Genomic DNA, 14,272 nt, shown 5'->3' with positions numbered 1-14,272 from the left:
TTATGGCCAGTCGAGGCGTGAATAAAGTCATTTTGGTAGGCAATTTAGGTAACGATCCTGAGATCCGTTACATGCCAAATGGCAATGCAGTTGCGAACTTAAGTATTGCGACCAGTGAGAGTTGGAAAGACCAACAAGGCAATATGCAAGAAAGAACCGAATGGCACAGGGTGACCATGTATCGCCGCTTGGCAGAAATTGCCGGTGAGTACTTAAAGAAAGGTTCTCAAGTTTACCTTGAAGGCAAGTTACAAACCCGTAAGTGGCAGGACCAACAAGGTCAAGACCGCTACACCACAGAAATTATCGCGGACCAGATGCAAATGCTGGGTGGTCGCGCTGAAGGTCAAGGGCAAAGCCAGGGTGGCGGTTATCAACAGCGCCCACAAAATCAAGGGGGTCAGCAAGGTGGCTATCAACAATCACCAAGCAACAACCAGCGCCCTGCGCAAAATAATCAAAATCAAGGCAACCAGCCACCGCCAATGGCAGAGCCAGACTTTGATTTTGATGATGATATTCCGTTCTAACCAAAGACAAATTACAAAATGTTGAAAAAATCTATCAAAGGTCTGTTTATACAGGCCTTTTTAGTTTTTTGATAGAAAAAATGTTGAAAAATAGAAGGTATTTTCTATATTACTTTATAACAAAAAATAAATGTTTATTATTGAGTGTTTTTGAAAGTCGCAATTAAAAAATTTAAAAGTGGAGAGCGCTACGTCTTTTTATTGGGAGAAGATGGCGTCCCTGATTTTTGGGTCACTCATTTTGTCACGCAAAAACTGCGAATGACTAAAGCGGCAACATCAATTGAGCAATACCTAAAAGACATTAAACATTTGAAGCGTTGGGAGGAAATAAACGGTAGAGATCTTCTTGATGAAATATACAAAGGCAAAGTACCCAGTCGAGATGATATTAGGGATCTGAAGGAACACTGTTTATATCAGGCCAAAGCCCTAAGACAGACAACTGCAAGTAATGTGGTCGATATGGGACAATTTCACTTATCAAAATCACAAGACAAGCCCACGATTAGTAAATCTCAATATATCTCCAGAATTGCTCATATTGCAGAGTTCTTGCACTTTATTGGTAAAGAGCGAGTAAAGCATAAACCAACCGCCTCCGAGCTTTTTGATGACTTAGATGAAATGAAAGCTCGACTCAAGGGCGGTAAGCCAAAAGGAAAATCGAAAAAAACTTTCTTGGACAAATCTGGTATTCCAGATGATGTCTTTGAAGATTTTGTTGAGGTGGCAAAGCCAGATTCACGTTACAACCCGTTCAATAATCCCGTTGTTAAGTTTAGAAACTATCTAATTGTGCAAGTGTTGTATGAGACTGGATTTAGGTGTGCCGAGTTACTAGCGCTTCGGATAAGTGATATAGGAACGGAGACTGATAATCCAACACTGTCAGTTGTTAGACGACATGACAGTAAAGATGATCCTCGCTTAAAAGAGCCAACAGCCAAAACGCTTGGCAGAGCGGTTTCTATCTCAAAAGACTTAAGAGACTTATTAAATACTTATATTAAGGTTCATCGTGCGGATACGATAGTAGCGAAAACACATCCATTCATATTCGTTTCACACAAAGGCAAAAAGGGACACTATCAATCTGGGCAACCGATCATTCAGCAAACTATTAACGATATATTTAATCGGATAAAAAATGTGAATTTAGAGCGTTTCTGGGGTATTACGCCTCACTCTTATCGACATTATTTCAATGATCAATTGTCAGTCATGATAGATGAAGAAAGGCAAGCAGTTAAGCAAGAGGTTAAACGATTAGAGCTGGCTGGTTTGCATCAAGAGGCGAAACAATACGCCAACGAAAATACAATTACAGAGCAAAGAGAGCTTGAAATTCGAGCAGAATTAAACGGACATTCATCCCTCAAATCAGGTGAGATTTATCTTAAACGAACTGCAAGAAAGCAGGCTCAAAATGTACGTAAAAAAATGCAATCGAGGATGAAGCAAAGAGTAGAAGGAAGTTTTGATGGCGACTAAGGCAACCCAGTTAAAAGATTCAAGAAGCACAAGAACGAAATCAGATAAGCGATACAGCAAGGCGAACTATGAATTTGATGTGTATGGTGATCGTTGGCAATTAGATGCAAATAAGTCGCTGAATTTTAAGCTACTCGCTTCGCTACATTTAGATCCAAAGCTCGTAATTAATTTCAAACTGGCCTTGGCAGACTATGCTTCAGAATTTTCGTCTTCTTATGTGTTCAATATATTCATGTTTAGCCGATTGTTTTTTGCTAATGGCGTGAGTGATGCCATTCGTGAGGAGCATATAGTAAATTTTAAAGCGAATCTGACTAAAAGCACAGAGTACAAGCTCGGTTACATCCGTGCATTTTTACTAGATTGGCACGACAAGGAGATCAAAGGGGTCGATAAGAAGGCGGTTAATCTGCTGAAATCACTTACACTTTCTGGCAATGAAAAAGGAAAAGCTGTTGCTTTAGGTTGCCCTTTTAGTGGAGCGTATTCATTTGAAGAACAGGCTGCTTTTTTAAACTGGTATGTTAATGCCTTTACTGACAAACTCATCTCGTTGGCTGATTATGCGTTTATCATGGCATTGCAGAAAACAGGTGCCCGTCCCGTTCAACTTACGCAACTTTATTTCTGCGACTTGATAACAAGGGTTGAAGACGGAGTTGAGCACTTTGATCTACAACTGCCGAATGCCAAGAAGCGTGATGAGCATTTTAGAGGGTCGTTTCAGGCCAAAAAAGATACTGATGAAGACTTAATGCTAGTGCTAACAGCACAGGCAAATCAGTCCATCAATACTGTTGAAAAACAATTCGATATTAAATTGACATCCGGTCAAAAGAAGCAAATCCCTATTTTCCTCAATACACGAGAAGTCGCTAATCTCGCCACTTTTGAAGAATTTGAAAATCTTCAAAAAAGAACGCCGGATTTATTATGTTTGCTGAAGACAGGTGCAACTCCATCAGTCAGTGACATAATCAGACGTCTATCTCACCTTTGCCCTTTGAAAACAACAAGGATCAGGTTGGATGACGGATTTGGTGATTTGCATATTAACCCTAGGCGATTCCGTTATACCCATGCAACCAATATGGCAATGCTAGGCGCAAGCGACTATGCCATAGCCGAGGAATTGGGGCATTCAGATACCCAGCAAGTGAAAGTCTATACAGAGTTCACAGAAGAAATGGCTGATAGACTTGATGAAGCACTTGCATCGGACTTAACGCCATTAGCGCAAGCATTTTCGGGAACTTTGATTGATAGTGAAAAAGACGCAATTAGGGCCAATGACCCTCGCAGTCGAATCAACAATAACGATGGCAACCCCGTTGGAAGCTGTGGAAATTTTGGTTTCTGTGCAAATGGGACGATTCACTGTTACACCTGCAATAAATTTCAACCTTGGCTAAATGCACCTCATACAGAAGTGCTGAAAAGTGTAATTTTGGAACGTGATCGTAAGCGTGATATGGGGGCAAGTGAGTTTGTGTTGCAAGGTCATAATCGCAGCATCGATGCCATTAAAGTCGTCATACAAAAGTGCAATGCTAGAAAGCAAGAGTTGGAAAAAGAAGGTGCATTAAATGGCTGATGTATTGGTATTTACACCTAAGCACAAACTAGATTTCCAGAAAAATTATGCTGACTTTATAGCATTCGCAAAAAACGATTTAACGCTTTTTGGTGATCAAGAGTTTGAAGCTCCTCTTGGAACTCAAAAAGGGTGGGAATGCGATAAATGGTCTTGGGAGACGGCTAGAGGAAAAACATTAACCATCGTATTTGGTAGAAGTTTAAATAATAGGCAATATAAATCATTCAAACAGCCATTTGCTGACTTTGCCAAAGCCTATGTGCGATACCAACAGTCGCTCAATCATAAAGATTCGACAGTCTGGGCTTCATCGTTGGTTTGGTTGCATAATGCCCTAGAAGAAGACGCGACTCAAAATAAAAGAGCAGACGTTGATATTATGTGCCTCAGTAACTCAATTATTAATCGTGTTGAAGAGCAGATTAAGAACAGTGATTTAAGTGCTAGAGGCAAGCGCAGCATTGGCCTTTCATTTGAAAAGGTATTGAATTTCATTAAGGAAAAACGTTTAAAGTTGGACTTGCAGGAATGGTCAAACCCTTTTCCTCGTCAATCTGATTCCCAAATTAAACTTGATAAAGACAGTCGGAAAAAAGAAGAAGATAAATGTCCTTCTGACTATCAAATGCTCCAAGTGGCAGACGCTTTTCACAAAGCTAAAACACCTCGTCAAAAATACTACACTAGCCTATGCGTTATACTGATGTGTCAGCCGAGTCGGTACGTTGAACTGAAAGGCTTAACAATCAACTCATTACAAAAAAGTGATAAGGGGCGTTGGTATTTATTGTGGAACCCAGCAAAAGGTGGCGATCCCGTCAAAAAATGGGTGCCTAAACTACTAGAGGATGTTGTAAAGCAGGCATTTGATAGGCTTATTAAAATCTCAGCTCCTGCTAGATCGGCTGCGAAATTTGCTTATGAAAATCCAGATGTATTCTTAGTGCATGATGAGTGCATTACACCTGCGGATTTTCCTCAAGACAAACCGTTAACATACAACCAATTCGCAAAAGCGATGGGGCTCAGGACTGGAACAAATAGCAAGGGAGGAAAGATAAACTGGTCAAATAACGGCACATTTAAGTGGGTGAACAATTTGATCAACAGACTCAATGGAGTATCCGATTGGAAAAAAGAATTATTGAGAGAGAATAGTATTTCTGAGGGCAATGAGGTACTGAACAAAGTCACCTTAAAACCAACAGGCATTAGTATTACATTCCCTAGCTATAGCGATCTTCGCTCTCGTGTGGATCAAAAGTATAAATCTCAAAACTTTCCTAATTATGGTGATGTCAAAATCTGGGACTGCATTACCTTAGTTCGAGAAAAAGAGTTTCATAAAGAGTTTGCTGTTAAGCCGTTTTCATGGGTAATGCCGAAGCATGGAGTGTTGAGTGATGCTATCGGTGCAACTGAATTCTCAAAAGAAAGGCCAATTGAATCGGTTTTTGATGAATTGTCTATTACTGACGAGGGTGGCTCTCGATTGAAGTTAACTACTCACCAATTTCGACATTGGCTGAACACTAAGTTAAAACTCGCTGGCGAGGAAGACTGGTTGATTGCCAAATGGTCAGGTCGAGCGGATATAGAGCAAAACAAAGCATACGATGGCCGAACACAAGAGCAAAAATCACGACTGACAAAGCGTATAGGTCACGTTGAAAATAGAGAGGGTGTCATGACAGTTGCTCAGGCCAATCAGTTTTTATCGCCATACACATCTGAGTCGCCACCCCCTGCAATCGTATTGCATGACCTGGGCTTACCCGTTTCTCTTAAGTCACTTGGGGTTGACCGCTCAGGCGTTGCTCAGTTCACAGGACTAGGTTACTGCGTTCATAACTATGCAGAAAGTCCGTGTGTTAAAAATGCCGATTGTGCGGTTTGTAGCGAGCATGAATGTCTGAAAGGTTTACCAAATGCCCTAGAAGAACTTAAAAACCTTCAGAAGCTCTATGAGGAGCAATTAGAGGATGCAAAACTGAAAGTCGGTGATAATGTTTTTGGTGCAGACCGTTGGGTGACGAGCTTAGGTTTCAGATTGTCAAAGATTAAAACCATTATTGCTATTATGGAAGACCCAAACAGACCTGATGGTACACCTATCAGAATTCCAGATGAGTTAGATCCTTCGCCTGTGAAACGTTCTCTAAATATTGATGAACAAAATGTCATTCCGACCTTCGACCTGACTGCGCTGGCAATATCAGACATGGAGGAGTAAAGGTGGCTTTTGTAGAAAACAACAAAGAAAAGATACTGGCAATCATCGATGGGTGGAGCGGCAAGCTGACCTATAACTTGCTCTCAGAAAAACTACAGAAGGAGTTAGGCCTAAAGGAGCCGCCATCGCGTTTCACTTATTCAAATTACGCTGATATCAAACATGCATTTGATTTAAAGAAACAGGAGTTGAGAAACAAGAAGTCAGTTGCGATAGAAGAGGCTAAAACGCTTTTTGAAAGCTCTGATAAGTTGAGCCATTTATTGAAAAATTTGAGTAGTGATAATGCAACCATAGTTGAACTTATCAAACGAGTTGAAAAGCTTGAAAGCGAGAACGAGAAGCTTTATTCAGAGAATAAAAGACTAAGTGATCAAAACGACATTCTGCTCGAAAGATTTGCCAGGTGGCAGCACAACCTTCAAAAAATGGATAACGTTGATTTAAATAAGCTTGCTGCGACGATTGACAATGGTTTACCTGCAAAAAATAGAAATTAATAAGATTATTGCCTTAGCGACTGACAGCTGTGGGCAAGAGGAGATAAGCTGTGTGTAAACACGAAGTGTTTTCCATCAGTTTATCCCTCGCTCTGCGAAGCAGATGTCCCTGCTGTTGAGGGAGCCAACTCAATCATGCTGTAACAGTTTAAAATGGCGGCGCTGATCTAAACTGCTCGCCATGCTGATTCGAACAGATCCGCTGCACTGGTGAATATTGAACTTTGTGCTGGAGAAACTGACCGCTACGAGCGAATTGCAGATCTTGAGTGAGTTCAACCTTAAGATCCGCTAAAGACAATTAACAGACATACGATCCGGTGGAAAATCGAGATCACGAATGATAAAAGTGTATGTAAAGCAGAAGTAGTAGATTCCCATCTTCAAATATCAACAGCCAGAGGTCACGGAACCGGTTGTCGGTACTGTTCCATCCTCACGATTGTAATAATAGGCATAGCATAAATCAGACAATGTCATACCTTTTAGCCAAATTAGCACTAAACCATTTGCACCATTGGTTGTTTCGGGGAAGCCTGGAGCGTTAGTTTGCCTTCCTACACCACATAAGTCATTGACAGTGCACGTTCTGTTGCTTCTTGTAAAATCAATAGGCTTGCCGATATCTAAAATATATTTCCAAACGCCATTCCAATAACCTTCAGGGTACCCGCCATATACCTGTAATTGGTCAGACGGCAACCCGATGTTCTCTATAGTAACATTACCATTCTCAATGTTTTGGATAAGCGATTTGGTTCTAACTAAGTCTGCTGTATTTTTCATTGCCGATGCTGTGCTTTTAAGTACACTGACTTTTGCATCTGCAGAAAAATCCAGAAAACGCGGAGCTGCACTGGCTGCTATGATCCCCAGGATTACAATCACTATGATTAACTCAATGAGCGTGAAGCCTCTGGCTTTTAGCGCGAGTGTTCTGGTATTCATTATGACGACCTACATGAGTCCAAACTTTTTTTTCCTTGCCATTGGCGGTGGTATTTTTGTGACAAAACTTCCTTTCAGCGCAGTGTAACTCAGCGTTTGTTGAATGTCAGCTAAAATGCCCTTATGTCACGTCGATTATATAAAAAACTGACTGCCTGGAATACGTACAAAGTGATCGTTCAGCAATGCTGAAACCAACGGCAGCTACTGGCACAGAACAGTTAATTTCAAAACGCGAATCCAACCAATGCTTCATTTGTCGAAGCTAAAATTAAAATCTACTTTCCAACCTCAGAATGCAACTAGCGCATCAACGGCAAAGATTTCGTTCAAATGCTTTTTAAAAAACTGACCGATCGTAGTTTTAGCAATGGCAACTAAGCCAATCAAGCTCGCACACTCCGTGCGATGGAACATATATTCGCAAGCGTGTTTCACATTTTAGTTAACTATTACTTGGCCGCTTATTGCAGCGTTATCTTCTTAAAGCATTGCTTGACGTCTATTACTGCTTTGAGTAATACGCCAAAAACATATCTGCAGTATCGTTTGCAAGGGTCGTACGCTGCTGATCATCAAGTGGGGGATCAAACCGGATAATTTGAGGCCAAAAGGCTTGTCCTTTAAGCAAACTCACTATCTGCTCATTCGCTTTATACGGATCCATCGTTTTAAATCGTTTATCAGCGTTTGCGGCTTTTAACCATCTTACAAGTGCTGTGTCTTGTTCAAAAAACTGATGCACTTCTCTATTAAACAATTCGGGATTATTTATTGATTCAGTGATAGCAACTCTTATTAACTCGATTGTATCAGTGTGTTTTGCCAGGTTGAGTTCATTTTCAATTAAGACTACGAGTTGGGCTTTTAACGAAGTCTCTGGCGTATAGACAAGCTCAGACGTCACTACATTTTGACACCAAATTTCCTTGATTACATGGGTGACTAGCACTTCCTTACTTGCGAAGTGATTATATACAGTGCGTTTCGAGACCTGTGCTACTTCCGCAATTTTGTCCATGCTAGTGTCGTTAACACCAAATTCTTTAAACGCCTTTACCGCACCTTGCAAAATAGCTTCACGCTTTAATTCGCTGCGCGTTTTTTTACCTTCGCTCATGGTCTTTAACTTCATTCATGACACTATACTTCCACATAATCTTCGATCATTTTTACACTGATCAGTTTACTTTTCAAATTTATATTATAAACTATACCGTGTAGTTTACTTATTTGGATTAAATATGAATAACGAAAGTCTTAGTTTGCGAGCGCAACGAAAACTTATCCTTGTTTTTCTAGCTATTTTCTCATTAATCACGGCTTGCTCTGAAACGCAGAAAGAAGAATCGCCTGCTGATGCCATAGTTACGGTCAAACTAAGCCAAGTACTGGATGCTTCGGATGTTACAAAGCGAACTTTCCCAGCTGAAGTCTCTGCGGTTAAAACCATAGATGAAAGCTTTGAAGTATCCGGTCGATTAATAAGCACCAATTTACAAACGGGTACACTCGTGAAAAAAGGCGATGTACTTGCACAACTTGACCCTACCCCCTTCAACCAATTGGTAGACGAAGCTGAAGCTCGTTTTACACAAGCCCGTCGTGACCTAGATAGGATTTCGACTACTTTTGAAAAAGGGCTTGCTTCGCTGAGTGAGTTTGATAGCGCAAAAACCAGTTTTGAACTTGCTGAAATTGCCTTAAAAAGAGCGAAAAAAGATTTAAGTTATACAACACTAGTCGCACCGTTTGATGCTCAAGTATCAGAACGTTTAGTTGACAAAGGGAGCTATGTGAAATCAGGTGAGATCATCGCGCGACTGCAGGATATTTCTCGCTTTTACTTTAATATCAATGTTCCTGAGCGTCTTGTAAGTGGTTATCAAGAAGGCTCTTTATTACAAGCTAACGCGACTATAATTAGCTCACCCGAAAAACAATACATACTCGAATACGTAGAGCACGACACTCAGCCCGATCCAGTTACTCAAACCTACAAGATTGTGTTTGCTGCTAAAATAAGTGACAGCAGCTTAACCCCTGGTGCCCGCGCCGTAGTAGAGGTTACATTGAATCGTCAACACTTCGGCGAAGGGTTTCTAGTGCCATTTTCGTCACTTGTAGGAAATGACAATGAAGGCTTTAAAGTATGGAAGTTTAATCAAAGCACACAACTAGTCGAACCGGTTAAAATCGATGTTTTACAGATTGATGGTGACTACGCGTTAGTTGAGGGCTCTCTGACTATTGAAGATCGTGTTGTCGCTGCCGGTGCTAACAAAATGCGAGAAGGGCTTCGCGTAAAAGCCTATCAAGCGGAGCGCTAATATGGATATTGCCCGTTATGCAATTAAAAAGCCGGTTAATGTCTGGCTGTTAGTATTGGTACTCCTAATTGGCGGCTTGGTAGCGCTTAATAACATAGGCCGCCTAGAAGACCCTGCATTTACAATCAAGCAAGTGCGCGTAGTAACTCTTTACCCTGGCGCAAGCGCGATAAAAGTTGAACGAGAAATTACCGAGCCTTTAGAAATTGCCATCCAGCAAATGTCACAACTCTATCGGGTGACGTCTATTTCAAAGCCTGGCGTTTCTGAAATCACAGTAGAAGTTGAACCACATTACGACACTAATATGTTGCCTCAAATATGGGATGAATTGCGAAAACGCGTTAGAGACGAGGCTAGTTCGCTTCCCAGTAGCGCACAATCGCCAATGGTGTACGATGATTTTGGTGACGTATACGGTATGTATTACGCTCTTACGGCTCCCGACTTTAGCCCACAAGAATTACGTGAGTTTGCCCGTGTAATTCGACGAGATTTGTTGGTAACAGAAGGGGTAGCAAAAGTTCAGGTAACGGGCGTGCAACAAGAGCAGATTGTTGCTTATATCAACCCTTATGAAATTGCCGGTCTAGGAATTTCGTTTCCAGATTTGACTAATTTGCTAGCCGAAAACTTAAAACCATTTAATGGTGGACGAATTGCGGTTGACGGTAAAAAAGTCAGAATTGCAATTGAAAGCGCAGCAGACCGCCTGGATGAGATTTACAATTTAAGTCTTGTCGTGCCTGGTACTACCCGCTCAATCAAAATTCGCGATATTGCCGAATTAGAGATTGGCGCAGTAGACATACAACCGGTGTTGGTCAGACATCAAGGCAACGAGGCTATTACCCTCGCGGTGTCTGCGCTTGATGATGTTAATATTGTCGATGTCGGTAAAAACGTCAAAGCCAAGGTCGATACGCTATTATCAAAACTACCGGCTGGACTAAGTCTCTCTCCTATTTATGATCAAGCTTCTTTGGTCCAGCGCTCTGTCGACGGATTCATTACTAACTTAGTGTTATCGGTTTCGGTGGTTACTATCACTCTATGTTTATTTATGGGGTGGCGTAGCGGGATCGTAGTGGGATCCGTTTTACTAGTTACTGTTATGGGTACTGTGTTAATCATGTGGTTGATGGGTTTGCAACTGCAGCGGATCTCTCTTGGTGCAATGGTTATAGCAATGGGCATGCTAGTGGACAACGCGATAGTTGTCGCTGAAGGAATGATGCTGCGAATGCGCCAAGGAAAATCTGCAACCGAAGCAGCAAGCTTTATTGTTAAGCGCACTCAATGGCCGCTACTGGGTGCTACTGTTATCGGAATTGCTGCGTTTTCGGGTATCGGCTTATCCGATGATGCAACCGGCGAATTCCTCTACTCCTTGTTTGCTGTAGTAATGGTTTCTTTGCTCTTAAGCTGGGTATTAGCAACCACTGTAGTGCCGCTATTCGGCAAATACTTTTATCAGGTGGGTGATAGCGATCAACGAGATGAGGAACCTAATTTTTTCTACCGAGGCTACCTGTCTATATTGCACTTTGCACTCAAATTTCGTTGGGTTTCAATCGCCTTTCTAATCTTGGTAACCGTGATTGCTTATGCAAGCTTTGGGATGGTCAAACAAGGTTTTTTCCCGTCTTCAAATGCACCTCTATTCTTGATTCATTATTGGGGACCACAATCTCAGGACATTAGGAGCACAACGTTACAGGCTAAGAAAGCTGAACAAATAATCCTACAGCAAGAAGAGGTTTCCGCAGTTACCACTTTTATTGGCCAAGGAGCAGACCGGTTTACCCTGACCTATGCGCCTCAACAGGCCAATGAAAGTTACGCATTTTTCTTAGTACGTTCGAAGACCCGTGAACAAATTCCAGCATTGATAAAACAGCTCAGCACAACACTTCCCTCAAGCGATTTAAATGCGAGTTTTTATAGTGAACGGATGCAGTTTGGTCCAGGTGGAGGAGCAAAGTTAGCGGCTCGATTCTCAGGCCCCGACCCTGAGGTTTTAAGGCATTTAGCTACGCAAGCACAAAACATTATGTTCGAAGACGGTAAATTACATGACATTCGCCATAATTGGCGCGGGAAAGGTTTGGCCATTAACACCCATTATGATGCTTTTAGTGCTGGTATCGCAGGCGTGTCGCGAAATGATTTTAGTCAAGCAATTCAATATGCAACCAATGGTTTAGAGCTAGGTCAGGTAGTTGATGGCGATTATATATATTCAATAAAAGCAAAAATGTCTGCCGCCAATAGCTCTGAGCTTGAGGCTATCGAAAACAATCAAGTATGGAGTTCTTCAGAGCGTACCTATCTGCCGTTTCAACAGGTTTCAACCGGCGTAGAGTTAATCAACGAAGAAACCCAAATACACAGGCGCAATCGTGTTAGAACCATCACTGTTTTTGCCGAACCGGGCGTACAAGAGACTGCTGGCAAAGCCTTTAGTCGAATTCGTCCACAAATTGAATCAATTACCCTGCCCGACGGCTACATTTTAGAATGGGGCGGCGAATACGAAGCGTCTGCCGAAGCTCAAGAGGCACTCGGCTCTGGGCTGCCGATTGGATTTTTAGTGATGTTTTTAGTCTCTGTGCTGTTGTTTGGACGAGCAAGACAGCCACTTATTATATGGTTAACCGTTCCAATGGCGATAGTGGGTGTTGTGTCAGGTCTGCTAGCTGCTGATTTGCCGTTCGGCTTTATGTCCTTACTCGGGTTTTTGAGTCTATTTGGCATGTTGATTAAAAACGCCATTGTGCTGATTGAAGAAATTGATTTACAAATCGACGAAGGTAAAGACAAAAAAACAGCCATTGTTACCGCTAGTGTGAGTCGTTTACGCCCAGTCGCCCTTGCTGCAATCACCACTATTTTAGGAATGGCTCCCCTGCTTTTTGACCCGTTTTTTGCTGATATGTCAGTAACAATTATGGGCGGGCTTGCCTTTGCGACGATTTTGACAATGATCGCCGTCCCCTTGTTGTACAGTATTTTATTCAGGGTGAGTTATCGCTGAAGAATACGCTACTCTAATTAAATGTAACGAAAACAGCGATTATAAAATAGATTAATTGACCTTCAGTTGACTCTTTATGACTTAGCTTTAGGTCCATAAATCTACCCTAACCGCTGGAAACTAAACCATGAAAAAACCACCTTATTTTGCAATGGCATGCACTGCGATTGTGCTATCAGGATCTAACTCATTAAATACACATAAAGCTATTAGCTTCGATGCCATAGATACCCCATATCAAGGTAAATGGATACTTGAAAATCGTAGGAACCACCAATGAAATTCAAATCAATTATACTGATATGCACTCTGTCTGTACCAGGACTCGCTCACGCTAACACTCAGATTTCCGCAGGTACAGGCTATCAACATGGCTCACTACTAGGGGCACAAATCGCGTTCAAGTATAAGTCGAATTAACGCTATACACTACCCATTATTACAGCTGTCTTTAGGTTGTGATTGATTTTTTCGAAAGGAGGTGTGTGGTGATATTTGTGAAAATGACGCCCGTTAATAGCTTATGTTAGCAGTCCTTAGGTACTGAATGACGAGAGCTACGCGCAATCAGCCCTGCCATGAATGGCCTATGCCCCAAAATCGAAGTCGCGTTGAACGGTAAAGTATTCATCGTACTGCTCATCAGGAGGCGCTCGTAGGGGTGGAAATAACGCCACTTGAGTCGATAGCGGGTAAATTTTGTCTAAATGCCCCAGTATTTTTTGAATAACAACAGTGTCTATAATGCAGGCAATTATGGTGACATTATGTTTTTGACATTTTTCGCACTCGGTTATGTCAATATTGAAGACTCTTTTTAACCTTTGCGCCCACGACATGCTACGGGCATGGTAGGGTTTATTTGAACCCTTCAAATGCTCTGCTAAACGAGGGCTGTTCTTTCCCCGTTGTGAGGCTGTTACTTTTGCCCTCACATTGCTGTTAGGTGCAAATACCCCATAAAATCGAGTCAGGTTAAGTCTAGGTGGAGGAATGAGCGCTACTAGTTTGCCAATGAAATCAATTGGGTTAAAGAATACATGTGTAGTGCCATCTCGATACGGCGTTTTCAATTCATAGCGCACTTTCCCATGGTCTGTCATGTTTAAACGTTGCTCAGCGCTTGAAGATGTGATGTGGGCAGCCTATGCCGACGACGAACGCATTGTGTATTGCGACAACCAAAAGCAGTGTTGGCTATACGCTGATGGCAACACAACTCCGATACCGCAACTAAACGGCAAGCTATACGGCAAACGCGCCGTCATGCGCAACGGCTCAATCTATGGTCTCGACGGCGACCATATGCTTTGGCAATACAACCTTGCTACAGCAGAGTTCAATGAGATAACGCGCGTAAACAAAGACGTTATATACGTCAGTGATGTGAACGCGCAGCAGATGCTAGCGACCAAATTTATTGGTGGACGTCGTGAATTGGTGGAGTTAAGTGCAAGTCGATAAACGGAATTTGCGGGCACAGAGACTAAACGCTCACATAGAAGGCAAACCTGTGTCAAGGCGCTATTCAACCGACCAATAACGATTGTAACACCGATAGGGAAGCGCTCCTGCCAACACCAACAGAAAAACGCCAAAC

At 42.0% G+C, this 14,272-nt stretch carries 11 protein-coding genes; 8 read left to right on the top strand and 3 right to left on the bottom strand.

Annotation, left to right across the window (positions count from 1 at the left end):
• Positions 1-2: 2 nt before the first annotated feature.
• The 5 genes from ssb to AC121Z_RS16285 all read left to right on the top strand — a co-directional run bounded on the left by ssb (position 3) and on the right by AC121Z_RS16285 (position 6,357).
• Entirely contained in the window at positions 3-530 is a 528-nt protein-coding gene (gene ssb / locus AC121Z_RS16305) for a single-stranded DNA-binding protein (RefSeq protein WP_498125364.1), read from the top strand.
• 150 nt (positions 531-680) lie between these two features.
• On the top strand, positions 681-2,024 hold the full coding sequence (locus AC121Z_RS16300; RefSeq protein WP_498125362.1) for a tyrosine-type recombinase/integrase: 1,344 nt from the start codon (positions 681-683) through the stop codon (positions 2,022-2,024).
• The gene (locus AC121Z_RS16295) at positions 2,014-3,621 is read left to right on the top strand and encodes a site-specific integrase (protein WP_498125361.1); all 1,608 of its coding nucleotides are present in this window, start codon (positions 2,014-2,016) and stop codon (positions 3,619-3,621) included. Before AC121Z_RS16300 ends, AC121Z_RS16295 begins: the two co-directional genes overlap by 11 nt.
• A complete protein-coding gene (locus AC121Z_RS16290; protein WP_498125359.1) occupies positions 3,614-5,857 on the top strand; it encodes a hypothetical protein in 2,244 nt (747 codons plus the stop codon). Before AC121Z_RS16295 ends, AC121Z_RS16290 begins: the two co-directional genes overlap by 8 nt.
• 2 nt (positions 5,858-5,859) lie before the next feature.
• Positions 5,860-6,357, top strand: coding sequence for a hypothetical protein (locus tag AC121Z_RS16285; protein ID WP_498125358.1), 498 nt, complete (start codon positions 5,860-5,862; stop codon positions 6,355-6,357).
• Between the two features lie 390 nt (positions 6,358-6,747).
• Here AC121Z_RS16285 and AC121Z_RS16280 read toward each other — a convergent pair whose 3' ends face one another.
• Both AC121Z_RS16280 and AC121Z_RS16275 read right to left on the bottom strand, forming a co-directional pair.
• Positions 6,748-7,305: a prepilin-type N-terminal cleavage/methylation domain-containing protein gene (locus AC121Z_RS16280; RefSeq protein ID WP_498125356.1), complete on the bottom strand. Its 558-nt coding sequence runs from the start codon at positions 7,303-7,305 to the stop codon at positions 6,748-6,750.
• Between the two features lie 505 nt (positions 7,306-7,810).
• Positions 7,811-8,440 (bottom strand): TetR/AcrR family transcriptional regulator C-terminal domain-containing protein, encoded by a 630-nt coding sequence (locus AC121Z_RS16275; RefSeq protein ID WP_498125354.1) that lies wholly within the window; start codon positions 8,438-8,440, stop codon positions 7,811-7,813.
• 109 nt (positions 8,441-8,549) lie between these two features.
• On the opposite strand from AC121Z_RS16275, the gene AC121Z_RS16270 reads away from it, so the two are divergent.
• Together AC121Z_RS16270 and AC121Z_RS16265 are read left to right on the top strand one after the other, a co-directional pair.
• On the top strand, positions 8,550-9,635 hold the full coding sequence (locus tag AC121Z_RS16270; RefSeq protein WP_498125352.1) for an efflux RND transporter periplasmic adaptor subunit: 1,086 nt from the start codon (positions 8,550-8,552) through the stop codon (positions 9,633-9,635).
• A 1-nt stretch (position 9,636) separates the two neighbouring features.
• Positions 9,637-12,672 (top strand): efflux RND transporter permease subunit, encoded by a 3,036-nt coding sequence (locus AC121Z_RS16265; RefSeq protein WP_498125351.1) that lies wholly within the window; start codon positions 9,637-9,639, stop codon positions 12,670-12,672.
• A gap of 587 nt (positions 12,673-13,259) precedes the next feature.
• Here the strand turns inward: AC121Z_RS16265 and AC121Z_RS16260 are convergent.
• Positions 13,260-13,775, bottom strand: a complete 516-nt coding sequence (locus AC121Z_RS16260) for a transposase (protein ID WP_498125349.1) — start codon at positions 13,773-13,775, stop codon at positions 13,260-13,262.
• On the opposite strand from AC121Z_RS16260, the gene AC121Z_RS16255 reads away from it, so the two are divergent.
• Positions 13,774-14,136 carry a hypothetical protein gene (locus AC121Z_RS16255; RefSeq protein WP_498125348.1) on the top strand — a complete coding sequence of 121 codons (363 nt, stop codon included), beginning with the start codon at positions 13,774-13,776 and terminating at the stop codon, positions 14,134-14,136. The two genes, AC121Z_RS16260 and AC121Z_RS16255, sit on opposite strands and share 2 nt — an antisense overlap.
• Positions 14,137-14,272 lie beyond the last annotated feature (136 nt).

The sequence above is a fragment of the Alteromonas sp. DYW1 genome (assembly GCF_059752595.1).
This window is presented reverse-complemented; position numbering and strand designations above follow the sequence as displayed.